Source organism: Luteitalea sp., from assembly GCF_044337415.1.
GTDB lineage: Bacteria > Acidobacteriota > Vicinamibacteria > Vicinamibacterales > Vicinamibacteraceae > Luteitalea.
On sequence record NZ_JBIINP010000054.1, the window covers coordinates 1 to 24,708 of the forward strand.

21 protein-coding genes are annotated in these 24,708 nt (G+C 69.9%); 13 read left to right on the top strand and 8 right to left on the bottom strand.

Annotated features, from left to right (window positions below; genetic code table 11):
* On the top strand, positions 1–971 hold a 971-nt coding region (locus ACIRDX_RS10590; RefSeq protein ID WP_396625388.1), incomplete at its 5' end, for an alpha/beta hydrolase.
* A 48-nt stretch (positions 972–1,019) separates the two neighbouring features.
* On the opposite strand, the gene ACIRDX_RS10595 is transcribed toward ACIRDX_RS10590, so the two are convergent.
* Complete coding sequence (locus tag ACIRDX_RS10595; protein ID WP_396625389.1) at positions 1,020–1,964, bottom strand: TolB family protein; 945 nt, start codon at positions 1,962–1,964, stop codon at positions 1,020–1,022.
* A gap of 244 nt (positions 1,965–2,208) precedes the next feature.
* Between ACIRDX_RS10595 and ACIRDX_RS10600 the strand changes: the two genes are divergently transcribed.
* From ACIRDX_RS10600 to ACIRDX_RS10625, 6 genes are all read left to right on the top strand, one after another.
* On the top strand, positions 2,209–3,867 hold the full coding sequence (locus ACIRDX_RS10600; RefSeq protein ID WP_396625390.1) for a M20/M25/M40 family metallo-hydrolase: 1,659 nt from the start codon (positions 2,209–2,211) through the stop codon (positions 3,865–3,867).
* Positions 3,868–3,892: 25 nt separating this feature from the next.
* Positions 3,893–5,008 (top strand): hypothetical protein, encoded by a 1,116-nt coding sequence (locus tag ACIRDX_RS10605; RefSeq protein WP_396625391.1) that lies wholly within the window; start codon positions 3,893–3,895, stop codon positions 5,006–5,008.
* A gap of 66 nt (positions 5,009–5,074) precedes the next feature.
* Positions 5,075–6,211, top strand: a complete 1,137-nt coding sequence (locus ACIRDX_RS10610) for a ribonuclease D (RefSeq protein ID WP_396625392.1) — start codon at positions 5,075–5,077, stop codon at positions 6,209–6,211.
* A 69-nt stretch (positions 6,212–6,280) separates the two neighbouring features.
* Positions 6,281–9,247 (top strand): protein kinase, encoded by a 2,967-nt coding sequence (locus ACIRDX_RS10615; protein WP_396625393.1) that lies wholly within the window; start codon positions 6,281–6,283, stop codon positions 9,245–9,247.
* A 25-nt stretch (positions 9,248–9,272) separates the two neighbouring features.
* Complete coding sequence (locus tag ACIRDX_RS10620) at positions 9,273–9,434, top strand: hypothetical protein (RefSeq protein ID WP_396625394.1); 162 nt, start codon at positions 9,273–9,275, stop codon at positions 9,432–9,434.
* 85 nt (positions 9,435–9,519) lie between these two features.
* Entirely contained in the window at positions 9,520–11,475 is a 1,956-nt protein-coding gene (locus tag ACIRDX_RS10625) for a S41 family peptidase (RefSeq protein WP_396625395.1), read from the top strand.
* A gap of 75 nt (positions 11,476–11,550) precedes the next feature.
* On the opposite strand, the gene ACIRDX_RS10630 is transcribed toward ACIRDX_RS10625, so the two are convergent.
* The 7 genes from ACIRDX_RS10630 to ACIRDX_RS10660 form a co-directional block, all read right to left on the bottom strand.
* The gene (locus tag ACIRDX_RS10630) at positions 11,551–12,327 is read right to left on the bottom strand and encodes a CPBP family intramembrane glutamic endopeptidase (RefSeq protein WP_396625396.1); all 777 of its coding nucleotides are present in this window, start codon (positions 12,325–12,327) and stop codon (positions 11,551–11,553) included.
* Complete coding sequence (locus ACIRDX_RS10635; RefSeq protein ID WP_396625397.1) at positions 12,324–12,545, bottom strand: hypothetical protein; 222 nt, start codon at positions 12,543–12,545, stop codon at positions 12,324–12,326. Before ACIRDX_RS10635 ends, ACIRDX_RS10630 begins: the two co-directional genes overlap by 4 nt.
* A gap of 156 nt (positions 12,546–12,701) precedes the next feature.
* The gene (locus ACIRDX_RS10640) at positions 12,702–13,235 is read right to left on the bottom strand and encodes a hypothetical protein (RefSeq protein WP_396625398.1); all 534 of its coding nucleotides are present in this window, start codon (positions 13,233–13,235) and stop codon (positions 12,702–12,704) included.
* Positions 13,236–13,343: 108 nt separating this feature from the next.
* Positions 13,344–14,042 (bottom strand): formylglycine-generating enzyme family protein, encoded by a 699-nt coding sequence (locus ACIRDX_RS10645; protein ID WP_396625399.1) that lies wholly within the window; start codon positions 14,040–14,042, stop codon positions 13,344–13,346.
* A 7-nt stretch (positions 14,043–14,049) separates the two neighbouring features.
* Positions 14,050–15,510 (bottom strand): M48 family metallopeptidase, encoded by a 1,461-nt coding sequence (locus ACIRDX_RS10650; protein WP_396625400.1) that lies wholly within the window; start codon positions 15,508–15,510, stop codon positions 14,050–14,052.
* A 345-nt stretch (positions 15,511–15,855) separates the two neighbouring features.
* Entirely contained in the window at positions 15,856–16,692 is an 837-nt protein-coding gene (locus ACIRDX_RS10655; RefSeq protein WP_396625401.1) for a sugar phosphate isomerase/epimerase family protein, read from the bottom strand.
* A gap of 46 nt (positions 16,693–16,738) precedes the next feature.
* On the bottom strand, positions 16,739–18,766 hold the full coding sequence (locus ACIRDX_RS10660) for a M1 family metallopeptidase (RefSeq protein WP_396625402.1): 2,028 nt from the start codon (positions 18,764–18,766) through the stop codon (positions 16,739–16,741).
* Positions 18,767–18,930: 164 nt separating this feature from the next.
* On the opposite strand from ACIRDX_RS10660, the gene ACIRDX_RS10665 reads away from it, so the two are divergent.
* From ACIRDX_RS10665 to ACIRDX_RS10690, 6 genes are all read left to right on the top strand, one after another.
* On the top strand, positions 18,931–19,161 hold the full coding sequence (locus tag ACIRDX_RS10665; RefSeq protein WP_396625403.1) for a type II toxin-antitoxin system Phd/YefM family antitoxin: 231 nt from the start codon (positions 18,931–18,933) through the stop codon (positions 19,159–19,161).
* Positions 19,158–19,613 (top strand): type II toxin-antitoxin system VapC family toxin, encoded by a 456-nt coding sequence (locus tag ACIRDX_RS10670; RefSeq protein WP_396625404.1) that lies wholly within the window; start codon positions 19,158–19,160, stop codon positions 19,611–19,613. Before ACIRDX_RS10665 ends, ACIRDX_RS10670 begins: the two co-directional genes overlap by 4 nt.
* A gap of 85 nt (positions 19,614–19,698) precedes the next feature.
* The gene (locus ACIRDX_RS10675) at positions 19,699–21,006 is read left to right on the top strand and encodes a hemolysin family protein (protein ID WP_396625405.1); all 1,308 of its coding nucleotides are present in this window, start codon (positions 19,699–19,701) and stop codon (positions 21,004–21,006) included.
* A gap of 113 nt (positions 21,007–21,119) precedes the next feature.
* On the top strand, positions 21,120–22,193 hold the full coding sequence (locus tag ACIRDX_RS10680; protein WP_396625406.1) for a hypothetical protein: 1,074 nt from the start codon (positions 21,120–21,122) through the stop codon (positions 22,191–22,193).
* Positions 22,194–22,284: 91 nt separating this feature from the next.
* Positions 22,285–22,749 carry a (2Fe-2S)-binding protein gene (locus tag ACIRDX_RS10685; RefSeq protein WP_396625407.1) on the top strand — a complete coding sequence of 155 codons (465 nt, stop codon included), beginning with the start codon at positions 22,285–22,287 and terminating at the stop codon, positions 22,747–22,749.
* 1 nt (position 22,750) lies between these two features.
* A partial coding sequence (locus tag ACIRDX_RS10690; RefSeq protein WP_396625408.1) for a molybdopterin cofactor-binding domain-containing protein occupies positions 22,751–24,708 on the top strand: 1,958 nt, incomplete at its 3' end.

The following is a 24,708-nucleotide window of genomic DNA, read 5'->3' on the forward strand; positions in this document are numbered from 1 at the left end:
GCGCGAAGCCGGTGACCGTGGAGCGCATCTCGGTGCATGGCGCGTCGCTCGAGGGCAACCTCGAAGGCAATGCAGCCGACCGGCAGGTGCTCGTCTTCCTGCCGCCTGGGTATGCGACGCAGAAGTCCCGACGCTACCCCGTGGTGTACGCGCTGCACGGGTATTCGATCGGCGCCGAGCAGTGGGCGGGCGAGATCCACGTGCCGCAGACCATCGAGGGCGCCTTCGCGCAGGGCGCGCGCGACATGATCGTGGTGCTGCCCGACTCCAGGACGCGGCACAACGGATCGATGTACTCGAGTTCGCCGACCGTCGGCGACTTCGAGCGCTTCGTGGCCCGCGACCTCGTGGCGTACGTCGACGCGCACTACCGCACGCTGCCCGACCGCAGGAGCCGCGGCCTGGTGGGCCATTCGATGGGCGGCTACGGCGCGACGCGCATCGGCATGAAGCACGCCGACGTCTTCGGCAGCCTCTACATCATGAGCCCCTGCTGCCTGTCGCCCCGCGGTCCAGGCCAGCCGAACGCCGATCTCGAGAAGACGCTCGCGGCTGCCAGGGGCTTCGAGGACGTGGCGACACTGGGCTTCCCGCAGCGCGCTCAGCTCGCCGCCGCGGCCGCGTGGGCCCCCAACCCGAAGGCGCCGCCGTTCTACCTCGACCTGCCGACCAGGGACGGCACGCCTCGGCCCGACGTGCTCGCGCGCTTCGCCGCCAACGCGCCGCTGGCGTTCATCGATCAGTACGTGGGCGAGTTGCGCCGCTATCGCGCCATCGGCATCGACGTGGGGGACAAGGACGGCCTGAAGGCCGACACGAGCACGCTGCACGAGACGCTCGACCGGTACGGCATCGCGCACGCGTTCGAGGTCTACCCGGGCACGCACACCAGCGGCGTTGCCGTGCGCTTCCAGAACCACGTGATGCCGTTCTTCGCGCGATCGTTGTGTGCTGACGCGGCGTGCAAGTGACCGGCTGAGCCACGGCCCCAGTACCCGCGACACGGCCTTCGAGGCCGCTCAGGGACGGGCGCGCAGTGCGTCCACGGCATCGGCGCGCATCCAGAAGATGTCGCCGCCCTGCGCCGTGCGCCGCGAGAAGAAGAAGAACTGCCCGTCAGGCGACAGCATCGGGCAGTAGTCGGTGAGCTCCGTGTTGACGGAGTCGCCCAGCGACACGAGGGGCGACCAGCCGCCAGTCGTGCCTCGATGCGACGCGTACAGGTCGAGCGCCCCGCGGTTGCCGTCGCGCCGCGCGGCCACGATCAGCGTGCGCTCGTCGCGCGAGACGTAGGGGTCCACTTCCGTCGCGGCCGTGTTGACGGGCGCCCCGAGGTTCACCGCATCCACGAACACGCCGCTGCGAAGCTGCGCCCGGTAGAGGTCCTGTTCACCGAAGCCACCCGCGCGGTTGGACGCAAAGTACAGGCTGCCGTCGGCGACGGCAATGGGATAGAGCTCGCCTCCGTCCGAGTTGACGGGGGCGGGCAGGAGCGTCGCCGGTGCCCACCCCGGCCCCTCGCGACGGCTCATCCAGATGTTGCCGCCGGGAGCGAACACGTCGTTACGGGCCGCACTGACGAAGTAGAGGCGACTGCCGTCGGGCGACAGGGCGGGATCGGAGTGGTCGGCCTCCGGCTGGCCGGCCACGAGCGCGAGCCGCTCCTCGGACGACCAGGCGCCATCCAGGAGTCGGCGCCGGAAGAGCATCGGCAGCTTCTCGATGACGCGCGTGTAGTACAGCTCGCGGCCATCGGGTGAGAAGACGATGCCCAGTTCGCGGGCGTCGGTGGACACGTCTCCGGGCGAGAAGACCACCGGAGCGGCACCAGGGACCTGCTGGCCGAGATACGCGTGGCGGTCGCGCGGCGCCGGCTGGCGGGCGCCAAGGCCGATGGACAGCAGGGTACCCGCCGCTACCAGCACGGTGAGGGCGCGCGCGACGGCAGGATCAGGTGACGGCATGCGCGCATCTTATCGCCAGGCTCGTGTGCCTCCCGCCGTCCCGGGCGGCAGACATCGCCTACGCCTCCGTGCCCTCCCCCGCCCCGAGCCGCCTGGCGGCCACTCAGGTCTCGTGTCAGGAAACGGACGGCAGGGCGGCGGGCAAACTGCATATGATCGGAGGCCAACGATGAGGTGCCGGCAATCCCGCGAGAGACGGGCACGGGCGGCAGCCGTACCTCGACGGGGACCAGGAGAGACCGACGTGAGAGACCAGCGAGTACGCCGGAATGCCGGCCGCCGTGCGTGTGTGTTCCTGATCGGCGCGCTGTGCCTGGCGTCGGCCGCTCCGACCCTGGCCCAGACCCCGGCCGGGCTGTCCGTCGCCGAGCGCGACGTGCTGCGCCGCGTGAAGGAGAAGTCGATCGTCCAGGCGACGAAGACGCTGGCCGACGACCGCTTCGAGGGCCGCGGCACGCTGCAGCCTGGCGGCGACAAGGCCGCCGCGTGGATCGCCGACCGGATGAAGCGCCTCGCCCTCGCGCCGGGCGGCGACAACGGCACATACATGCACCAGGTCCCGCTGATGGCGAGCGAGTTCGTCGATCCGACGCACGTCACCGTCGACGGCACTCGCCTGGAGTACGGCACCGACTGGTCCACGATCGGGACCCTGGCCGACCTGCAGCTGCGCGCCCCGGTGGTCTTCGTCGGGTACGGGGTGGTCTCGAAGACCTTCGGGCGCGACGACCTCAAGGACGCGGACCTCACGGGCAAGATCGTGGTCACGATCGGGGGCCGCCCCGCCGACGTGCCCGAGGGGAAGTGGAACGAGATCCTGGCCGACGCGAAGATGGTGGAAACGCTGGCCGCGCGCGGCATTGCCGGCCTCATCAGCATCCCGAACGGACGCGAGCAGTACACGCGGACCTTCATCATCAACCAGACGGCGCGCCGTCAGGTCAGCGCGCCCTCCACTGGTGACCCGGGACGACTCCCGTTGATCTTCGTCAGTGAATCGGCAGGGGATCGCCTCTTCGCCGGGTCGGGCAAGACGATGGCGCAGGCCATGGACGAGGCCGCCAGCCCGGGCTTCACACCACGGACGCTGACGGCGAAGGTGGATATCGCGTTCACGTCGGCCCGGAAGACCGGGACGTCGCCGAACGTCATCGGCGTGCTGAAGGGCTCGGACCCGACGCTGGCCGCCGAGGCCGTGGTGTTCTCGGCGCACTACGACGCCTTCGGAGTGCTCCGCAAGGCCATCTACAACGGCGCGGCCGACAACGCCATCGGCGTCGCCGAGATGCTGGCGGTGGCCGAGGCGTTCGCCAAGGCCAAGGCCCGTCCGCGGCGCTCGCTGGTCTTCATCGCGTTCACGTCCGAGGAGTACGGCATGTCGGGGTCGCGGTACTACGTGGAACACCCCACGTGGCCGCTCGACAAGACCGCTGCCGTGCTCAACCTCGATGGCATCGGCACCGAGATCATGGGGCCGATGACCAGTATGGTGGCCTACGGCGCCCCGTTCAGTTCACTCGGCGCGCTGTTCACGGACGTGGCGCGTGCGTACGGCGTGAAGCCGATGGACGACCCGATCCCTGCGCAGGGCGTCTTCGGCCGCTCCGATCACTACAACTTCGTGGTGTGGGGCGTCCCCGGCCTGATGCTCGTCGGCTCGCCCGTGGACTCGCCCGAGGCCTTCTCGAAGAAGTTCGACGAGTTCGAGGAGACGAAGTACCACCAGCCGTCCGACGACGTGTACAAGGACTGGCACTGGAAGGGCGCGCTGAAGGTGGCCGACATGATGGCGCTGATCGGGCACCGCGTGGCGCAGGCCGACGCGATGCCCACCTTCAACGCCGGCACGCCGTACGCCGGTCGCACGCGCGGGACGACGGCCACCGCCGCCCCGAAACCGTAGGCGCCGCCATCGCCGAGCACAGCCCATGCCGGGGATGCCCCTCGCCGCCTCGCGCTGGACCGAACGCGGGCGACCCGTGAACCGGCGAGACGCCGTCCGGGCCCTGTGCGTGGCCCTCGCCGCCACCCGCGCGCGCGCTGCCGCGCCGGCCGTGTCCACGCTCATCGGCACCGGGGCCCCCGGCCTGTCCGATCGACAGGTGAACAACCCGTACGGGCTCGCCTTCGGGCCCGACGGGGCGCTCTACGTCTGCGATCTCGACAACCAGCGGATCCGCCGCATCGACATGCGCACGCGTCGCACGTCGACCGTGGCAGGCAACGGACAGCGCGGCTACACCGGCGATGGCGGGCCTGCCACCGAGGCCGCGTTGAACATGCCCCACGAGGTGCAGTTCGACGCGCAGGGGCACCTCTACATCGCCGAACGCGACAACCATGTGATCCGCAGGGTCGACGCGCGCACGGGCGTCATCTCGACCCTCGCCGGCCGCGGCACGCCAGGCTTCTCGGGGGACGGCGGCCCGGCGGCCGAGGCGTTGCTGCGCGCCCCGCACAGCATCGCGATGCACCCGAGCGGGAACGCCCTGCTGATCTGCGACATCGGCAATCACCGCGTCCGCCGCGTGCAGCTCGACTCCGGTCGCATCGATACCATCGGCGGCACGGGCGAGAAGGGCCCGACGCCGGATGGTGCGCCGCTCGCGGGCACGCCGCTCAATGGTCCGCGCACGTTCGCCTTCGACCCTGCCGGGCACCTCTATCTCGCCCTCCGCGAGGGCAACGCCATCTACAGGGTCGACGCCACGACCTCGCGCCTGCACCACGTGGCGGGCACCGGCGAGCAGGGCTACGCCGGCGACGAGGGACCGGCGCGGCTGGCGCGGCTGGGCGGCCCCAAGGGCCTGGCCTGGTCGCGCGACGTGTTGTACGTCGCCGACACCGAGAATCACGTCATCCGGGCCATCGACCTGAAGTCGGGCGTGATCCGGACGGCCCTCGGGACCGGCCAGCGCGGCGACGGCCCGGAGCCCGATCCCCGCCGCTGCGCGCTCAACCGGCCGCACGGCGTCCTCGCGGATCCGTCCGGGATGCTGTACGTTGGCGACAGCGAGGCACACCGCATCCGGGTGCTGGGCTGACTTGAGAGCGGCGCGGCGCACAGGGCGCGGCGACCGTTCCTGCCCCGCCTCCGACGACTGCGCGCCATGACCCCATACAGCTACATCGACACTCCCGACGCGCTCGAGCGCGCCGTGCAGCGTCTCGCCACCCAGCCACTCCTCGGCATCGACACCGAGGCGGCGGGCTACCACCGCTATCTCGATCGCATCTCGCTCGTGCAGATCTCCTCGCGCGAGGAGACCGTGCTGATCGACCCGCTCGCCCTGCCTGACCTCGATCAGCTCGGCGCGATCGTCGAAAACGACGCCATCGAGAAGGTGTTCCACGACGCCGATTTCGATCTCCGTATCCTCGATCGGGATCTGAAACTTCACGTCAGTCACCTGTTCGACACGCAGATTGCGGCGGCCTTCCTCGGCGTGCGCACGCTCGGGCTCGGCGCCATCCTCGAAGCCGTCCTCGGCATCGTCGTCCCCAAGGCCTTCCAGCGCGCGGACTGGGCCGAGCGCCCGCTCACCGAGGGCATGAAGGAGTACGCCGCGACCGACACGGTGCACCTGCCCGCGCTGCGCGACGTGCTGCGCGAGCGACTCACCGCGGCGGGCCGCCTGGCCTGGGCCGAAGAGGAGTTCGTGCGGCGGGCGCAGACGCGGTGGACGCCGCCGGACACGACCGACGCCTTCCTGAAGATCAAGGGCGCACGCGACCTCACGCGTCGGGCCCTGGCGCTGCTCCGGGAACTGCACGCATGGCGCGAGACGGTGGCCGCCGAGCGCGATCAGGCGCCGTTCAGGGTCGTGATGAACGAGGTGCTGCTGCTCATCGCGCGCGAGGCGCCGACGACGGCTGCGGCGCTGCGCGGGATCAAGGGCCTGTCACCAGGGCTCGTCGGGCGTCGCGGCGACGAAATCCTCGCCGCAGTCGAGCGCGGCCTGGCCGTGCCCGACGACGACCTGCCGCGATTTCCCCGCGCCGAGCGCTGGGAGCGCGATCCCGCACTCGAGGCGCGAGGCGAACGCCTGCGCGACGCGCGCAACCGCATCGCCGAGTCGCTCGATCTCGATCCGGGCTTCGTCGCCTCGCGCGCCGCACTCGACGACGTCGCGCGGGTGCGTCCGACGACGGCGGACGCACTCGCGGCCGTGCCAGGACTGCGCCGCTGGCAAGTCGAGGTACTCGGCGACGAACTCCTCCGCGTGTTGCGCGCCGAAACGCCCTGACCGACGCGTCGTCCAGTCATCCGGCCCCGATCTTCCGCTTTGCCGCGGCATGGGCATAAGATGCGGCCCTTGGCACGATCGACGATCAGCCACTATCGCATCGCCCGGAAGTTGGGTTCGGGCGGGATGGGTGAGGTCTTTCTTGCGGAAGACACCACGCTCGGCCGCAAGGTCGCCATCAAGATGCTCCACGAGACGAGCGTGGGAAGCGACGTGGCCCGGCGACGGCTGATGAACGAGGCCAGGGCCGCCGCCGCGCTCGACCACCCGAACATCTGCGCCATCCACGAGATCGGCGACGAAGACGGCTGTGTCTTCATCGTCATGCAGTACGTGGATGGCGAGACGCTGGCCGCGCGCATCGCACGGCAGCCACTCTCGGCCGGCGAGGTGCTCGACATCGGCATCCAGGCGGCCGAGGCACTCGAGGCGGCCCACGCCGCCGGGGTGATTCACCGCGACATCAAGCCGCAGAACATCATCGTCACCCCCCGCGGCCAGCTGAAGGTGCTGGACTTCGGCCTGGCGAAACTGTCGCCTCCCGAACTCGCCGCGACGCAGGTGGGCGAACCGCTGACCGTGGCCGGGAGCGTGCTCGGCACGCCGGCGTTCATGCCTCCCGAGCAACTGCACGGCCAGGACATCGACGCGCGCGCCGACATCTACGCGCTCGGCGCCACGCTCTACGAGTGCGCCACCGGCCGTTCGGCATTCGGGGGAGGCACGTTCGTGGAAGTGGCGATGCGGGTGATGAGCACCACACCGCCACCGGCCTCCGAGATCAACCCGGCGATGCCGCCGGCGCTGGACCCGATCATCGCGCGAGCCATGGCCCGGGATGCGGCGACTCGGTACCCGTCGGCGCGCGCCCTCCACGACGCGCTGCGCGATCTCCGGTCTGGCCTCACCACGGCCTCGATGCCCGCCACCGCCACGACGACGCCGTTGCCACCACGCGTGAACCGCAGTCCCTTGCGCGTGTGGGGCCTCCGCGTAGCGGCGGGTATCGCGATCCTCGCGACGGCGTGGTTCGCATCTGGCCTGCTTTCCCCCCGGCGGCACGTGCCTCCCGCCGAGGCCGTCGTGTGGTACGACCGCGGCGCCAGCGCCATGCGCGAGGGCGCGTACTTCCAGGCGAGCAAGGCGCTGGAGCGCGCGTTGGCCCTCGACGGCGCGTTTGCGATGGCGCGGGTACGACGGGCTGACGCGTACACGGAGATGGGCCTCACCGACCGGGCACGGGAAGACCTGCTCCAGGCCATGGCCCTCGTGCCGGATCGGTCGAGGCTCTCGGCCACCGAATCGAACCTCCTCGATGCGGTCGCGGCGACGCTGGGTCGCGACTTCAGGACGGCGATCGAGAAGTACGCGCGGCTCGCGGACTCGGCGGCCGACGCGGACAAGGCGGCCGCATATGTCGATCTGGGTCGCGCTCACGAGAAGAACGAGGACCTCGATCGGGCGGTCGAGTCGTACGAGCAGGCGACCCGGCTCGATCCGCAGGTCGCCGCTGCATTCCTGCGATTGGGCATCCTGCATGGCCGTCGCCAGCGGATGCCGGCGGCCGATGAGGCCTTCTCGAAGGCGGAGGACATCTACCGGGCGATGTCGAGCCAGGAGGGCCTGGCCGAGGTGCACTACCAGCGGGGATCGCTGCAGGCCAGGGCCAGACGGCTACCCGAGGCCAGGGCGGAACTCGAGCGGTCGCTGGCCATCTCGCGCGCGTCGTCCAGCGAGTACCAGGCGATCAGGACGTCGCTGCAACTGAGCAACGTGTACTACGCGGAAGGCGACGCCGCCCGGGCCAGGACGATCGCCGCCGACGCCGTCCAGGCGGCGCAACGGATCAACAACCGCTCGCTGGCCACCAACGGACTGATCGACCTCGGGTACACGCTGCTGGCGAGGGGTGAATTCGCCGACACGCGCGTGTACCTGCAGCGGGCACTCGACCTGGCGCGCGAGGACAAGGCGCCGCGCCTCGAAGCGCGCGCCCGCCTCGCGCTCGGCAGCCTGAGCACGCAGGAGGGCTCCCTGGATGAAGCGGTGGCGCACCTCGAGGCGGCACTGAGGTTCTTCCAGCCGGCCGGCTACCGCACCGAGACCTCCAACGCGCTGATCCTGCTCGGGCGAGCGTTCACCGACAAGGGCGACTACGCCATCGCGATGAAGGCGTTCACCGAGCAACTCGCCCTGGCCACACAGTCGAAGGACCCGGCACGACTGGCGGCGACCCACTTCAGTATCGGGTCCCTGCTCGGGGACAACCAGGAGCAGTACGCCGAGGCCCTGCCACATTTCGCGGAGAGCTATCGCATCAACTCGTCGAACAACGCTCGCGTCGGCATGGCATGGGACCAGATCAATCGCGCTTCCTCGCTCCTGGCACTGGGCAGGTATGACGAGGCGAGGGCGGCGCTCGACGAAGCACATGGCATTGCCGCTGGGCCAGACGCCGGCTTCAAGTCCCAGCTGGCCTGGCTGGAAGTGATCCGGGCGCAGATGGCGCTCAGCCTCGGCGACCGTGTGCTCGCCAGGACACGTGCCACATCGGCCCTCGCCCTGGCTGAACCCGACTACAAGGAAGCCGCGCTTCAGGCCAGAGTGACGCTGGCGTTCGCCGAGGTGATGTCTGGTGCGCCGAAGAAGGCCATCGCGCTGGTCGAAGAGGCCGTGGGCACCGCCAGGGCCCTGAAGCTGCCCCGCCTCCTGTCGACCGCGTTGCTCGCGTCCGCCGAAGTTCGCCTGTCCGCCGGCGACGGCAGCGGCGCCATCACCGACGCAGAGGCCGCGCAGCCCGTCTTCGCCGCGGCCGGCCAACTGGAGTCGGACTGGCGGGCATGGCTGGTGCTGGCACGAGCCAGGCAGTTGGAGGGCGACCGAGTTTCAGCCCACAATGACGCCGCTCGTGCGGAGGCCAGTCGCGCCGCGCTGCAGGCGCGCTGGGGCGACGACACTTACGGCGGGTACGGGCGGCGGCCCGACATTCAGATCCGCCTGAAGTCACTCGTGCAACTGCTCGAGTCGACACGGTAGGTCCACGCAGGACAGGAGGCAGCACATGGCAAAGGCGCCATTGATCAGTGGGGCGGCATCCAAGGGTGGTGATCCGGGTGGCGGCCAGGGTGGCGGCGGCAAGAAGACCGCAAAGAAGGCCGCAAAGAAGACCGCCAAGCCGGCGGCCAAGAAGACCGTGAAGAAGACCGCCGCGAAGAAGAAGTAGCGGTGATCGATGGTCGGCGCACGGCTCCGTGCGCCGACCAGTCCTGCCTGGTGCCGTGACGCGCGCCCCGGCCCTCCGGAGGAACATGCCTGACGTCGAGATCGGCAAGCGGCGAGCGCTCATGGACATCGCCCACGCCCGCAGCGGGCGACGCCCCGGGCAGGACCTCGACACCTTCCTCGAGCGGGCCGAGAAGAAGACCGCCCTCTCCAGGGACGAGCGCCTGCGCATCGTCGAGCAGGCGCTGCTGGTGATGGAGATGAACTACGTCCATCTGCCGATGAAGCGGGCCATCCACGCCATCGATCCCATCCAGCAGCTCAAGCTCCTCAGGTTCCAGCTCGCCGAGTGGAATGCCTCGCTCGAGCCCACCGTCGACTTCCACCGCCGCATGCTGTCGATCTTCGGATCGACGCGCGACCTGCACACGCTCTACCTGCTGCCGCAGCCGTTCCGGGATTGCACGGCGTACCTGCCGTTCCTCATCGAGCAGTACTTCGATCGCGGCTGCGAGCGCTTCATCGTGACGCGGACGGCGCTGCGCGACGAGGACGCGCGCTGCCTGTCGGCGGATGGGCGCGAGGCGCGGTTCGAGCGCGGGGTCGAGGTGCTGGCCTGGAACGGTGTGCCGATCGTGCGGGCCATCGAGATCAACGGCGAGTCGCAGGCCGGGAGCAACCCCGACGCGCGGTTCGCACGCGGCCTCGACAACCTGACCATCCGCCCGCTGAACAGCACCCTCCCGCCCGACGAGAAGTGGGTGGACATCGTCTTCCGCGCCAGCAATGGCGTCGTCGCCACGCATCGGTCGTACTGGCTGGTGCACACGAGACGGGACACCGGCGAGGGGTCGGCCTGGTCGGGCACCAAGCGCACGGCACTGGACGTCAAGCGGACGTGCATCGTCGAGGTCAAGAAGGCACTCTACCCGCGCGCCGACACCGAGACCCTCGGCGCGATCGAGGACGTCCTGTACGCCGTGAAGAAGACCGTGCGGGGCCAGGAACTTGGCTATATCCGGGTCTTCAGCTTCGACGTCGAGGATCCCGTGCGGTTCCGTACGGCGTTCGCCAGGCTGATCACGAAGGACGGCTTCCCGCAGGACGGCCTCGTGCTGGATGTGCGCGGCAATCCTGGCGGCAACATCCGCGCGGCGGAATCGCTGCTGCAGCTGCTCACCCCCAACACCATCGAACCGGAATCGTTCGAGTTCCTCAACACGCCGCTGAACTTCCAGATCTGCAAGTTCGCGCCGGACAACTGGGACCTCACGCGCTGGATGCCGTCGATCGGCGACTCGGTGATGACGGGGGCGACCTATTCGGCCGGATTCCCGCTCACGCTCGGTGCGTTGTGCAATGGCGTCGGCCAGGTGTACTACGGCCCAGTTGTGCTGATCACCGACGCCCTGTCCTACAGCGCGACGGACATGTTCGCCGCGGGCTTCCAGGACAACGGGGTGGGCCCCGTGCTCGGGACAAGCGGCAACACCGGCGCCGGGGGCGCCAACTTCTGGTCGCTCGACGACCTCATGGCGGCGCAGGATCGGGCCCCGGCGACGCCGTTCCGGAGGCTGCCCAAGGGGGCCGAGCTCATCGTCGCCATGCGTCGGAGCGTGCGGGTGGGCCCCAACGCCGGCTCGCCGCTCGAGGAGTTCGGAGTGGCCCCGGACGTGCTGCACCACATGACCAGGCGCGACGTCCTGCACGACAACGTCGACCTCCTGTCCCGAGCCGCACGGCTGATTCGGCAGCGGCCATCGTTCCGGCTGTCGGTGGCGCCCGTCGGCGGGGCCGGCGCCCGCAGGGTGCGAGTCACCGCCGCATCGAAGGTGCCACCATCGAAGGGCCGCCAGAAGATCGCCCGCGTGGACCTCTACGTGGATGGTCGACCGCTCTCCTCGATCGATGCCGTGGACGGGACCGTGCCTCCGACCGAGGTGGAGATTTCCAGGACGGGCGCGGTACGCCACGGTGTCTCTGCCGAGGCCTTTGACACCACGGGCACGCTGGTCGCCGTCTGCCAGACGCGTCTCCGATGAGCGGTGCCGGAGGCTGGGGACTCGTCCGCTACCAGCGAGGGGCGGCGGCCGCAGGCCACACGCCGGCGCTCGGCGTCAGTCCGGATACGGGACGCGCTCAGGCAGGCGCACGAGCGTCCACAGGCTCCACAGCCCCAGCATGATCGCGAGGATCGGCAACAGGAGGGAGCCCCACGGCGGCGCGCCCGCCGTGATGTATCGCGAGGTGTCGATCACGGCCCAGTCGTAGACGGCGTGGCCGAGCATCGGCCACAGGAGCGACCGCGTGGCCACGGCCGCGAGCAGGAAGACCGAGCCCACGAGCATCGTGTTCGCGAACTGGAAGGCCGCCGCGGCCGGCGGCACGCCGGTGATCAGGTTCAGCAGGTGCACGCACCCGAACGCGACCAGCGCCATCATCCAGCCGCGCCGCCAGCCCCACCACCGACTGAAGGCCGCGAGCGCCAGCCCGCGGAACAGCCACTCCTCGTTGATGCCGACGAGCATCGTGGTGCGCGCCAGCAGGAGGCTCGTGCCTGGATCGGGTGCCGGGTTGGCACCGAGTTGGCCTGCCGTCCAGAGCCGGGAGCCCACAGCCAACGACACCACGACCGCCAGCGGCAGCACGTGCGTCCACGGCACAGGCGCGTGCGGCGTGCGCAGGCCCAGGCGACGCCACGGCCAGAAGAGCGCCGTCGCGAGGATCAGCATTCCGACGATCTGGATCTCCGTCCAGAAGTAGCCGACGACGAATTCGGGGCTGGTGTAGGGGTCGGTCGCGCGGATCTCGCCCCAGGCGAGCAACACGAAGGCCAGAGCGAGCACGCCCCAGACGGGGGCGCGGCGAGCGAGAGCATCGGGTGTGGTGGTCATGAGGTGGGCGGCGGCGTGCGGATCCACAGGCGATCCTGCGCGAGATCGAAGGTGAGCGTCCAGGGGCGCTTCGTGGCGAGCCCATACTCGAGCGTCGTCGCGTGCACGTTGCCGGGCAATGGGGCCGCGTCGGCGGGGACCGGTGGCGGTACCGCCCTGCCGCCGGCGAGCGCGAGGCAGGCGGCGATCAGTGCGAGGCGACGGGGTCGTCGAGTCATGGCCCGATTCGGTGTCTGTGCCTGAACCGTGACGGTAGAACCCACGAGGACGCGTGCGCAATCCGTTCCTGGACAACAACGGGGCGGGATTGGCCATCGCCGTCATGCGGGCACATCCGCGCACCACGGGTGAACCCCAGGGCACTCCGCGCGTCGTCACCGACGCCAGCCGAGGTGGTACCAGAGCCTGTCGACCAGCGTGCGACCGGGCAGGCGACTGAGCCATCTCGGCACCGGGGACGGGGGTGCGGCGTTGCAGGCCCAGCAGAAGGCGATCGGACGGAACCTGCCCTGTCTCGCTGCCCACTGCCGCCAGAAGTCATCCGAGACGTCACGCGAATGGAGCGACGGTGATGCCGGCGGTGGCGGACGGAAGTCGTGAGCAGCCATGTGCGCGACGAACTCGTCGGGCAACCGGACGCCGTGCGCGCGGACGTAATGCGCCAGCCCCTCCGGCCACACCCACGTGCCGTCGGTCAGGTCGCGCGAGCCGTTGGGGCGGAGGCAGCCAAAGCGGCAGTGCGACCAGCCACGGTACTGGAGGTACTCGGTGCCCCCCAGCAGGTAGCGCACGATGCGCCGTCGCCGGCGCCATTCCCATCGAGGCTGGCGCAGTTGCTGGGGGTGCGGCAGCCCGTCGCCCTCGTGGGCGTGCCAGTACCCGACGAGTTCCAGCGGTCCGACAGGCACGGTTCCGGAGCGGGGTGAATCGTGCGTGTGCGACATGTCGTGCGACAGTGGCCGGGACTGGATGGCCGGGCTCGGAGAGCCGGCCCTACCCTCCCTACGCTCGATGCCTCACGTCGCTGATCGTGCGACGCGGAAGCCGTAGTCGGTGTATCGGAACGACGGGTCGAGCCGGCTGCGCGCCGCGCAGCGGCTCAGCGTGACCGCATGCCGCCATGACCCACCGCGTGAGGCGCGGCGAACGCCCGTCGCCGGCCCGGCGGGCTGGTGCGTGACCGCAGTATCGTAACCGGACGCGTACCAGTCTTCGCACCACTCGTGCACGTTGGCGGCGATGCCGAACAGCCCGTACGGATTCGGCTCCCCCAGCGTGACTGGCCACGGCGCCTCGAGGGGTCCACGACCGCCGTTCGGAATCCATGACGGGATCGTGTCGCCCCACGGGTAGCGCAGACCATCGACGCCCCCACGCGCGGCCCGCTCCCACTCGGCCTCTGTCGGCAGCCGCACCGGTGCGCCTTCGCTCGCACGCCACCGGCAGTAGGCCTGGCTGTCGAACCAGCTCACGCCGACCACCGGGCGATCGGGGATCGTGGAGAAGGTCGCCCAGTCGCGCGGCGCGTCGTGACCACTGGCCTCCAGGAACAGCCCGTACTCACGGCAGGTCACCGGATACACGGCAAGGTCGAACGCCGCGATCCATACCCGGTGCGCCGGTCGCTCCTCGTCGGGCCCATCGTCGCCGCCCATGTGGAACCAGCCCTCGGGAATGCACGCGAAGCCCTCGTGCGTGAACGGTCCTGCCGTCATGGTCGACTCACGCGCCAGCCGCCGCAGGGGTTGCGGGCTCGCGCAGGTCCAGTCGGCGCGCCAGCAGCACCTGGTAGGCATGGCTCAGGCGCTCCTCGAGACGCTCGACAGCGGGGACGCGATCGAGCGCCGTCGCAGCCGGCGTGATGTCGAGCGATGCCTCGCTGACCGCCGCCAGATCCAGCCCGAGCGCCGCGAGGCGCACGCTCAACGGCGGATGCGAGTCGGTAGGATGCGCGAGTTGCTGATCATCGAGGCCCTGGAGTGCCGCCGGGTTCGCCTCCTCCTTCACGTGACCAGCGAACGCGGTGCTGGCGTTGCGGCAGGAGGAGCCCTGCTCGAGGGCCTCGATGGCCGCCTCGATGGTGCCGCTCCACGTGTCGGCGAACGCGTGCACCTTGACCAGCGCGCTGCCGAGCGTGGCGGGCGTCGTGATGCTCGCGCCGGCGGCATCCGCCGCAATCTCGCGATCCCGACTGAGGTGGCTCTCGGCCACCGCGAAGCTCTCGTAGAAGTAGCTGAGCGTGGCGATGGCGGGCAGCAGCGGGATGGCGCGCGCCCCGTGGAGGCCGACCTCCTGCAGCGCCTGCAGCGACAGGGCGGTGCCGCGGTAGATCGGATAGAAGTGGCTGCTGAACTTCGTGTCCTCGCCCTTGAAGTGCCCCAGTTCGTGGCCCACGATGGCATCGAACTCACCAGGCGTCAGGATGCGGCCGAGCGGCAGCGAACAGTAGAGCGTGCGTCCCTCCAACTGGCCGCTCTCGCACTCGACCGTCGCTTCGGTGACGAAGAAGTTCGTGTCGAGGCCGAGGACGATGTTGTCGGGCGGCAACGCGCCGAGCGTGCTGGCGGACGCGTCCACGCTCCGCCAGAGCTCGGGCGCCTCGTCCCGGCTCACCGCCTGTCCCAGCACCCTCGTCGTCGCGGCCTGCACGACCGACGTGAGGCTGCCGATCATGCCCATGATGCCCAGCACCGCGCCGGCGGCGACCGCGAAGATGATGCCGACGTGCACCCGCTCGATGAGTGCCGACTCGCCGACGTAGATGGCCGCAATCGCCAGCGCCGCGTTGGCGATCGTCAGGCACACCAGCACGCCGATGGTCACGTACAAGCCGGGACGGAACACGTGCAGCAGGAGTGACCGATTGGTGCGAGCCCATCGCCCGGCACCCCAGATCAGCGCGAGGAGCACGAGGGTCACGCCCGCGGTCCACGACGCCGCGCGCGCCATGAACCCCAGTCGACCGTTGGTGGCACAGATGCCCGGGTTGTTGGTCGCCCCACCACCCGCGCAGTACGCATCGACCGTCGCCGCGGCCACCATCGCGCGATCGGCGTTGGGGACCTCTCGCACGATCGCGCTCCGCAGCTCCGCGTTCATCTGTCCACGGACGACGGTGGCCACGCCATACGCCACGGCGGGCACGACGAGAAGGAGCGCCAGAAGCTTGAGCCGAGTGAGCACGCCTGTCCTCCTGCTGTTCGGGGCGTCGGGGCGAGGTCACGCATGACCTGCCCTCGGCCCACGAGCGACACGACCACCTCGAAGAGACGGACAGGAGCCCAGAATTCCCGTCACGCCCGCTTCCGCGGCTACCGCGATGTTCCGAGGATCGCCCCGCGCGGCGGGAGGGACGCGCGGGCCACACCGGCAGGGTGACGATGGGAGCGAGAACGCCACCACCACCGCTGCTCGGCCATAGCGTAAACGAAGGACGCCTCCGGCGGGCAGCTGCGGCATGCCGGCCCCGAAGGCGAGTGGGCTGTCGCGCGCAAGGTGCGGCCCTTGCGCGCGACGCCAGCGAGGGCGTCAGCCGTTGAGGATCTCGCGCAGGACGGCGATCCCGTGTGCGCAGTCGGCCAACCGCTCCTGCTGGTTGCCGACCTCGCGCTCGATGACGAGCGGCCCGGCGTAGCCCACCTTCTTCAGCGTCTCGATGAAGAGCGGCATGTTCACGGCGCCCTTGCCGAGCGGCACTTCCTGGCCCCACTCACCCGGGGTGCTCGGACGGAACGCGTCCTTGCAGTGCACCGTGGCGATGTCGGGTCCGAGGATCTCGATGGCCCGGATCGGGTCGCCCATGTCGTACAGCAGCATGTTCGCGGGGTCGAAGTTGACCTTCACGTTGTCGCACTGCAGGTCGTCGAGCGTGCGCCGCAGCAGGTCGGCGGTCTCCTGCCCGGTCTCGAGGCCGAGCGTCACGCCGTGCTCACGCGCCATGGCCGAGGCCGTGCCGAGCGTGTCGAGGAAGGCCTTGCGGCCCTCGTCGCCAGGCTCGGGGATGAACCCGCCATGCATCATCAGGCGGTCGACGCCGAGCGCGTTGGTGCGCGTGAGCGCCCACTTCAGCGTCTCGAGCCGCGCCGCGCGCGTCGCCGGGTTGCCGAAGCCGCCCGTCTCCTGGATCGTCGCCGGCGACGTGTAGTCCTCGCCGGGGAACCCGATCATCGCCGCGTGGATGTCGAAGCCGGCGGCCAGCGCTGCGGCCGGCATGTCGTCGCCCTCGTTCCACGACGCGTGGTGCGGGTCGCCGCAGGCGATCTGGATCACGTTCACCCCGAGCTGGTCGAGGAACGCGCGCAACTCGGGCACGCTCTTCACCTGCAACGACCAGCTGCACACACCAATGGCATACGGTTGAATCACGTCTGTACCTCAGCCTCAGGAAGGCTGCCTGTCACGTTCGTTTCGTTCACCGACTGGCGGCCGTCCCGGCCGCCCACGTATTGTCGCCGGGGTTGGCGTCCACGAAAATCCCGGTGTCGATGGTGAGGGACTTCAGGGCCTTCGCGCTGGCGACGGGCACGGTGGTGGTCCGGCCATCGGCCTGCCAGGCCGCCGGGGTGCGGTGGACGCGCTCGGTGCTGCCGTCGGCGTACGTCAGGACCACGTCGAAGGGCACCGCCATGCCGCCGGGGTTGCGCACGGTCACCGTGTGCCGGCCCGCCGCGGTGCGCACACTGTCCACCGCCACGTCCATGTGGCCGAAGCCGAAGAACCAGTTCCGGAAGAACCAGGTGGCGTTGCCGACGCCGGCGTCGTTGAAGCTGTTGAACATGTCCCAGGGCAGCGGCCGCTTGCCGTGCCAGCGGGTCATGAACGTGTGCAGCGCGGTGCGGAACGCGGCATCGCCCATCAGGTCCTTCAGGGCCAGGTAGCCGAGGGCGGCCTTGCCGTACTGGTTGTGGCCGAAGATCGGGGTGTGCCCCCACATCGAGTCGTGCGGCGTGATGATCGGCAGGTCGAAGCCCGACAGTGCCAACGACAGGGGCTTGGCCCGGAACGCCTTGAAGAGCTCGTCTGCCATCGGCACGCCCAGCACCTCGCGATTGCGCAGGTACTCGAACGCCGTCGTCCAGCCCTCGTCCATGAACGGGTACCGCTTCTCGTTGATCCCCATGTAGAACGGGAACCACGTGTGCAGGATCTCGTGCGCGGCCACGAAGCCGGTGAAGGCGTTCTCGGGGAGCGCGGCCGCGCTCGGGTTGCCGACGTTGGACGCGTCGTTGACCATCATCGGGTACTCCTCGTCGGCGCTGCCGAGCACGATGGTGGTCTTGGGATACGGGTATGGCACGCCCGGGAACACGGTGGAGGCGAAGGTCAGCGCCTTCCGGGCCATGTCGACCATCGGCTTGAAGTCCGTGGCGCTGTCGGCGTAGGCCGCCTGCACGCTGGCGCGGCGCCCGGTCGCCGGATCCACCACGACGCTGGCCGCATCCCAGCGATACTGGTTGCTCACCGCAATCGCGAAGTCAGGGACGCGATCGGCCTGCCACTTCCACGTGAGGCGGTCGGCGCGTGCGGTCACCTTGCCGGCCTTCACGTCCGCCGCTTCCGCGAGCGTCACCACCTGGTCGCTCGTGAAGCTCGACTCGAGCTGCGCGCGCACCGAGGGCTGCAGGACCTCCGCGGCGTTCTGCAGCGTGCCGGTCGCCCACACCACGAAGTCGCGCGGCACGTCGACCTCCACCTGGAAGTCGGCGAAGTCGTTGTTGAACTCGCGGCCGAGCGTGAACGGGCTGACGTCCCAGGCGCCGTAGTCGCTGTAGTTGGTGATGCGCGGGAAGAAGTACGCCAGGAAGTACGTGGTCTCGTCGATGGCGCCTTCCTTCCAGCCCTTGTCGGCGACCAGGTCGTAGTGCCAGCGCATCCGGATGCGGACCTGGCCCTTCGGCGGCACCGGCGTCGCCATCGGCACCGCGTAGATCGTGGTACCCCTCAGGTTGTACTCCGCCAGGGGATTGGCGGGGTCGTTCCACGTGATGGCCTTGCCGTCGATGATCGCCTCGTCGACGGTCACGCCGTCGGTGAGGAACTGCGCGTCGACGGCCTTCTCGCGCATCGCCTCGGGCCGGTGGGCCTCGCCGTACAGGCGGAACACCAGCATCGACAGCGGGTCGGGGCTGTTGTTCGTGTAGACGATGTCCTGCTCGCCCTGCACGCGGCGGCTGGGCGGCGAGAGGGTGAGGCGGATGCGGTGCGAGGCCTCGTTCTGCCAGTAGTTCGGCCCGGGCTTGCCGTCGCGGCTGCGCGTGCCCTTGGCGTAGGCCAGCTGCACGTCGCGCGGGACATAGAGCCCGGCGTCGGGCTGCCCATTGGCGATGACCCAGGGCTGGGACGCGGCCTGGCCGTCGCCAGACGAGGCGCCGAGCACGGCAGGCAGGATGAGCGCGGTCGACAGGGCGCCGCACGCCACGACAGTCAGTAGTGTCCGCATCGAAAGTCCCCCAGGGGTGATGCCCCTACTCTACCGTTTCGACGACACGCTGGCTGGCCAGTTCGTGCCACTCACGGACCGCCAGGAACAGGACAGCAAGAAGCGCCAAGGTGTCCGGCCGGTGCCGGGGCATGCGTTGTGCTACTTGTGCTACATTCCGGGGCATGCGAACCGCGGGTGTGCGGGAGGCCCGGCAGGACATGACCAGCCTGCTCGAGGACGTCCGGAAGGGCCGCGAGGTGCTGATCACGGATCGCGGCCGGCCGGTGGCGCGCCTCTGCCCCGTGGCTGCACGTCAGCCCTTCCCGGATCTCGCACAGGTGCGAGCGATGACGCGTGACCGGCAGGTGCGTCTGGCGGAGGCCGTGCTCGACGACCGCGCGGATCGCGTGTGAGGCAGCCGGTTCCCGTCGATTCCTGGGTGTGGCCCGTCTACCTCGACACCAGCGCCTTCGTGAAGCTCTTCGTGCAGGAACCGGAGAGCGACGCCCTCAACGCCGAACTCTCGGCTGTCGGCGAAATCGTGCTGTCGGACCTGGCGATGACGGAACTCGCCTCGGCGCTGGCCCGACGGGCGCGCGAGCAGGTGCTGACCATCGCCGAGGCGAAACGCCTGTACCGGCACGCCGAGCGGATCGTCGCGTCGTGTCGACTGGTCGAGTCCACACCGCCCGTGCAACGGCGCGCGGCCCGGCTGCTGCTCACCTCGCAGCAGGTCCCGCTGCGCACCCTCGATGCCATTCACCTGGCGCTGGCCATCGAGTCGCAGGTGGCCACACTCGTCACGTTCGACCCACGGCTGCGCGAGGCCGCCAAAGCGCAGGGCTTGTACACCGCGCCCGACTGACCCTCGGACGGGCCAGGGCGGGCCCTGCGCCTCGACGGCATAATGGCGATATGGGCGAGATCCGAGCGGGGCGGCAGCGCCAGTCATGATCGACCTGGGCCTGCTGCTGGTACTCATCCTGATCAACGGCGTCTTCGCGATGTCGGAGATCGCGCTGGTCAGCTCACGCAAGCCGCGATTGCAGCAGCTTGCCAGCGAAGGGCACGCAGGCGCGCGGCTGGCCCTGTCGCTCGCCAACGACCCCACCCGCTTCCTGTCGACCGTGCAGGTCGGCATCACCAGCATCGGCATCCTGAGCGGCGCCGTCGGCGAATCCGCCATCGCGCTGCACGTCCAGGGCTGGCTCAGCCGCTTCCCGCTCGTGGCGCCGCACGCCCAGGGCCTCTCGCTCGTCGTCATGGTGGTGAGCCTGACGTACGTCTCGTTGATCCTCGGCGAGCTCGTGCCGAAGCGACTCGGACTGACCAACCCCGAGCGCATCGCCTCATTGGTCGCCGGCCCGATGTCGCTCCTGTCGGCCGCCGGCCGGCCGCTCGTCCACCTGCTGTCGGCCTCCACCGACCTCGTGCTGGCACTGCTGCGGGTGTCGCGCAACGCGCAGCCGAGCACCAGCGACGAGGAGATCAAGCTGCTGATGGCGCAGGGCGCCGAGGAAGGCGTGTTCGAGCCCTCCGAACAGGCCATCGTCAGCAACGTGCTGCATCTCGACGATCGGTACGTGGGGGCGATCCTGACGCCGCGCGCCGACGTCACCTTCCTCGACCTCACACGCAGTTGGCCAGACAACGCGCGCGTCCTCGAGTCCACCCCCCACTCGGTCATTCCGCTGTGTCGGGGCGGCCTCGACGAGGTGACCGGCGTGGTGCGGTCGTCGCAGATCCTCGGGCCGCTGGTGCGGGGAGAGACGGTCGACCTGGAGGCCCTCGCGTCGCCGGCGCTGTTCGTGCCCCGCACCACGACGCTGATGGCGCTGCTCCAGCAGTTCAGGCAGACGCACCTGCCGGTGGCACTCGTCGTGGACGAGTTCGGGAGCATCAACGGGCTCGTGAGCCTCACCGACGTGACGGCCGCCATCGTCGGGGACCTGCCGGAGACGACCGGGGGCGATCCGTGGCTCGTCAGGCGAGACGATGGCACCTGGCTCGTCGATGGCGCGGCCGAGGTGGCGCAGCTCGAGCAGCGGCTCCAGGTGAAGATTGCCGCAGACGATGACGAGCGGCAGCACTACCACACGCTCGGGGGACTCGCGATGTATGCCCTGGGACGGGTGCCCCGCACCGGCGACACCTTCACACGTGGCGGCGTGCGCCTCGAGATCGTCGACATGGACGGCCATCGCGTCGACCGCCTCATCATCAGCCCCGTGGTGACCGCCCCGCTGCGGAACGCCTGAGTGCCGCGTCACTCCGAGCCGCGCGGCAGCGGCCGCTCGGAGGGGGCCGCTCGGAGGGGGCCGCTCGGACGGGGCCGCGGGAGCCCCCGTCAGTCGGGTACACAATGGCCGCGATGACTCGTCCATGGATTGCCGTCGCCACCGCGGCGTGCCTGCTCGCGACTGCCACACCCGACGCCTCGGCCCAGCCCGCCACCGCAGCCGGAGGGCACCACCAGCCCCCACCCGTAGCGCCGGCCCCGCCGCCAGCGACGGCCGCCCAGGCGAGCGCGGTCGTCATGACCATCGTGGCCGGCAGCGGCGCCGCGGGCTTCGCCGACGGGCTCGGTGCGGCGGCGCAGTTCAACAAGCCGATCCGCCTGGCCCCCTTCGGCCCGGACGCGGTGCTGGTCGCAGACATCTTCAACCACGCGATCCGCATCGTCTCGAAGGACGGACGCGTGCGTACGCTCGTCGGCGCGCCCGATCGGAAAGGACTCGACGACGGCCCGTCCTCGACGGCCCGCCTGGCCTCCCCGCACGGTGTGGGCAGCACGGCAGACGGGCGCATCCTCGTCGCCGAAGCCGAGGGACACACGCTGCGGTTGCTGACGCCACGCGCCGGTGCGCCGGCCACCTACGACGTGAGCACGCTCGCTGGCACCCCTGGGAGGTCTGGCGGCGCCGATGGCCCGGCGCACGCCGCGCACTTCAACTCGCCCCATGGCGTGTTGATCGCCGACGACGGGTCGGTCTACGTTCCGGACATCGGGAACGCGAGCATCCGCCGATTCAAGGATGGCCGCGTCGAGACCGTCGTCGGGAAGGCCGAGGCGCTCGTCTATCCGATGGACATCGCGTGGATGAAGGGCGGTCGCCTGCTGATTGCGGACGCGGGCGCCAATCGGTTGCGCACATGGAAGGCGGGCGAACCGCTCGGTGAGATTGCGGTCGCCGGCGGCCTGGCCACCCCACACGGCGTGGCCACCGGCCCCAACGGCACGATCTACGTGGCCGACATGAAGTCGCAGCGCGTACTCGCCGTCGATCCGAAGGGAACCGTGACGACCGTGGCCGGCGTGAAGGGCGAAGCCGGGAGTGACAGCCGGCACCTCAATCGGCCCGCCGCCGTCCTCGTGCACGCGGGATGGCTGTGGATTGCCGACCTCGACAACCACCGCATCACCGCCGTGCCCGTCGGCCGGTAGCGGCGCGCGGGGGCGGACTTGCTACCATGGTCACTTCGCGGCAAGACCTACTGACGCAAGACCTCGACATGGGCTTTTCGGAGGCCTGGACATGAAATACAGCGTGCTCGTGAACGGGCAGTCACGCACCGTCGACGTACCGGATCGGATGCCCCTGCTCTGGGTGCTCCGTGACGTGCTGGATATGAAGGGGACCAAGTTCGGCTGCGGTATGGCCCAGTGCGGCGCCTGCACGGTGCTGCTCGATGGTCAGCCGATCCGCTCGTGCATCACGCCCATCTCCGCCGTCGGCAAAGCGCAGATCAGCACCATCGAGAGCCTGCCGCCCGACGGGTCGTCGCCGCTGCAGCAGGCCTGGCTGGAGCACGACGTGCCGCAGTGCGGCTACTGCCAGGCCGGCCAGCTGATGTCGGCCACGGCCCTGCTGAAGACCACCCCGAATCCGACCGACGCCCAGATCGACCAGGCGATGGCCGGCAACGTCTGCCGCTGCGGCACCTACATCCGCATCAAGCAGGCCATCAAGGCCGCGGCCAGCTCGGGAAGGAGCGCCTAGCATGGCGACCATCTCGAACGACCTGACCGTCGCACGCCGCGACTTCCTGCGCATCTCGGCCATCGCCGGCGGTGGACTGCTGATCGGCCTCTACGCCCCCGACGCGGCGGCGCAGCAGCGCGGCCCGGGCGGGCCGGGGGCCTCTCCCGAATCGTTCGCGCCGCACACCTACATCACGGTCCATCCCGACAACACCTTCACCATCGTCTCGAAGAATCCTGAGACGGGCCAGGGCATCAGGACCGCGCTGCCGCAGATCATCGCCGACGAGTTCGACGTCGACTGGGCGCAGGTCAAGGTCACGCAGGCCGATCTCGACCCGAAGTACGGCGCCCAGTTCGAGGGTGGCAGCCGGGCGATTCCGTCCAACTACCACAACATGCGCGTCGTCGGCGCCGGCGGCCGGCTCGTGATGGTGGCCGCAGCCGCGCAGCAGTGGGGCGTGCCGGCCAGCGAGTTGACGACGAAGGGCGGTGTGGTGACGCATGCCGCGAGCAAGCGCACCGCGACGTATGCCTCGCTGTCGGCCACGGCGGCGAGCCTGCCCGTGCCCGAACGCGCGACGGTCGAAGCGGCGCTCAAGAATCCGCGCGACTTCCGCATCGTCGGCAAGCGGATCCGCGGCGTCGACAACCTCGACGTCGTGACCGGCAAGCCGATCTTCAGCATCGACGTGGCGTTCCCGAACATGCTGCACGCGGTGTTCGTGAAGTGCGACGTGTTCGGCGGCAAGGCCGTCAGCGCCAATCTCGACGAGATCAAGAAGCTGCCCGGCATCCGCCACGCCTTCATCGTCGAACCGGCCGGCCAGGGCAACAACTCGCTCGCCTCGGGCGTGGCCATCGTCGGCGACAGTTGGTGGCTGGCCAATGATGCGCGCAGCGCGCTGAAGGTCGTGTGGGACGAGGGCGAGGTCGCCACGCAGAGCAGCACCGGCTACCTCGCGCAGGCGCGTCAACTCGCGGCGCAGGCCGCCACGGCTCCCCTGCCGGCCCCGGCGCCAGCACCGGCGCCGGGCGAACGACCGACGGGCCCGCCGCGCGCCGTGATCGGCGACGTGAACGCGGCCTTCTCCACGGCTGCGAAGACCATCGAGGCCGAGTACTTCTTCCCGCTGCTGTCGCACGCGCCGCTGGAGCCGCAGAACTCCACCGCGCACTTCCACGACGGCAAGCTGGAGATCTGGTCGCCGAGCCAGATCCCCTCCAAGCAGCATCCGGCGCTCGGCGCCGGCATCCCGCAGGAGAACATCACGTTCCACCTCGTGCGCGCCGGCGGCGGCTTCGGGCGTCGGCTCGTGAGCGAGTACGACATCGAGGTGGCGCGCATCGCCCGCACGGTCACCGAGGAACGTGCCGCGGCGGGGCTGCCGAGCGTGCCGGTCAAGCTGCTGTGGTCGCGCGAAGACGACATGGCGCACGACCAGTACCGGCCGACGGGCTTCCACTTCTTCAAGGCCGGCCTCGACGCCAACGGCAAGCTGATTGCCTACCGTGACTTCGTCGCCAGCACCAACTCGGTCGTGCCCGCCAACGAGTTCCCGCGCGGCTTCGTCGAGAACGTGCTCATCACCTCGGAGCGCGTGGTGCCGTTCGGCATCCCCGTGGGTGCGCTGCGCGCCCCACCCACCAACGGCATCTCGTTCGTGAAGCAGGGCTTCATCGACGAGGTCGCCGTCGCGGCGGGCAAGGATCCGCTGCAGTACCGCATCGACCTGTTGAACAACCCGGTCGGCGCCGGCGCCACCGGCGGCTTCAACCCGGTACGCGCCCGCGGCGTGCTCGAGGCCGTACGCGCGATGTCGGACTGGGATCGTCGCGGCTCGTTGCCGAAGGGCACCGGCAAGGGCGTCGCGTTCCAGTTCGCCCATGCCGGCTACGTCGCGTACGTGGCGGAGGTCTCGGTCGACGCGAAGAAGGCGATCAAGGTCAACAAGGTGTGGTGCGCGGTCGACATCGG

Coding starts and splice junctions, on each gene's coding strand:
- ACIRDX_RS10595 (WP_396625389.1), bottom strand. CDS start 1,964: ATGCCGTCACCTGATCCTGCCGTCGCGCGCGCCCTCACCGTGCTGGTA.
- ACIRDX_RS10605 (WP_396625391.1), top strand. CDS start 3,893: ATGCCGGGGATGCCCCTCGCCGCCTCGCGCTGGACCGAACGCGGGCGA.
- ACIRDX_RS10610 (WP_396625392.1), top strand. CDS start 5,075: ATGACCCCATACAGCTACATCGACACTCCCGACGCGCTCGAGCGCGCC.
- ACIRDX_RS10620 (WP_396625394.1), top strand. CDS start 9,273: ATGGCAAAGGCGCCATTGATCAGTGGGGCGGCATCCAAGGGTGGTGAT.
- ACIRDX_RS10625 (WP_396625395.1), top strand. CDS start 9,520: ATGCCTGACGTCGAGATCGGCAAGCGGCGAGCGCTCATGGACATCGCC.
- ACIRDX_RS10630 (WP_396625396.1), bottom strand. CDS start 12,327: ATGACCACCACACCCGATGCTCTCGCTCGCCGCGCCCCCGTCTGGGGC.
- ACIRDX_RS10635 (WP_396625397.1), bottom strand. CDS start 12,545: ATGACTCGACGACCCCGTCGCCTCGCACTGATCGCCGCCTGCCTCGCG.
- ACIRDX_RS10645 (WP_396625399.1), bottom strand. CDS start 14,042: ATGACGGCAGGACCGTTCACGCACGAGGGCTTCGCGTGCATTCCCGAG.
- ACIRDX_RS10660 (WP_396625402.1), bottom strand. CDS start 18,766: ATGCGGACACTACTGACTGTCGTGGCGTGCGGCGCCCTGTCGACCGCG.
- ACIRDX_RS10665 (WP_396625403.1), top strand. CDS start 18,931: ATGCGAACCGCGGGTGTGCGGGAGGCCCGGCAGGACATGACCAGCCTG.
- ACIRDX_RS10675 (WP_396625405.1), top strand. CDS start 19,699: ATGATCGACCTGGGCCTGCTGCTGGTACTCATCCTGATCAACGGCGTC.
- ACIRDX_RS10680 (WP_396625406.1), top strand. CDS start 21,120: ATGACTCGTCCATGGATTGCCGTCGCCACCGCGGCGTGCCTGCTCGCG.
- ACIRDX_RS10685 (WP_396625407.1), top strand. CDS start 22,285: ATGAAATACAGCGTGCTCGTGAACGGGCAGTCACGCACCGTCGACGTA.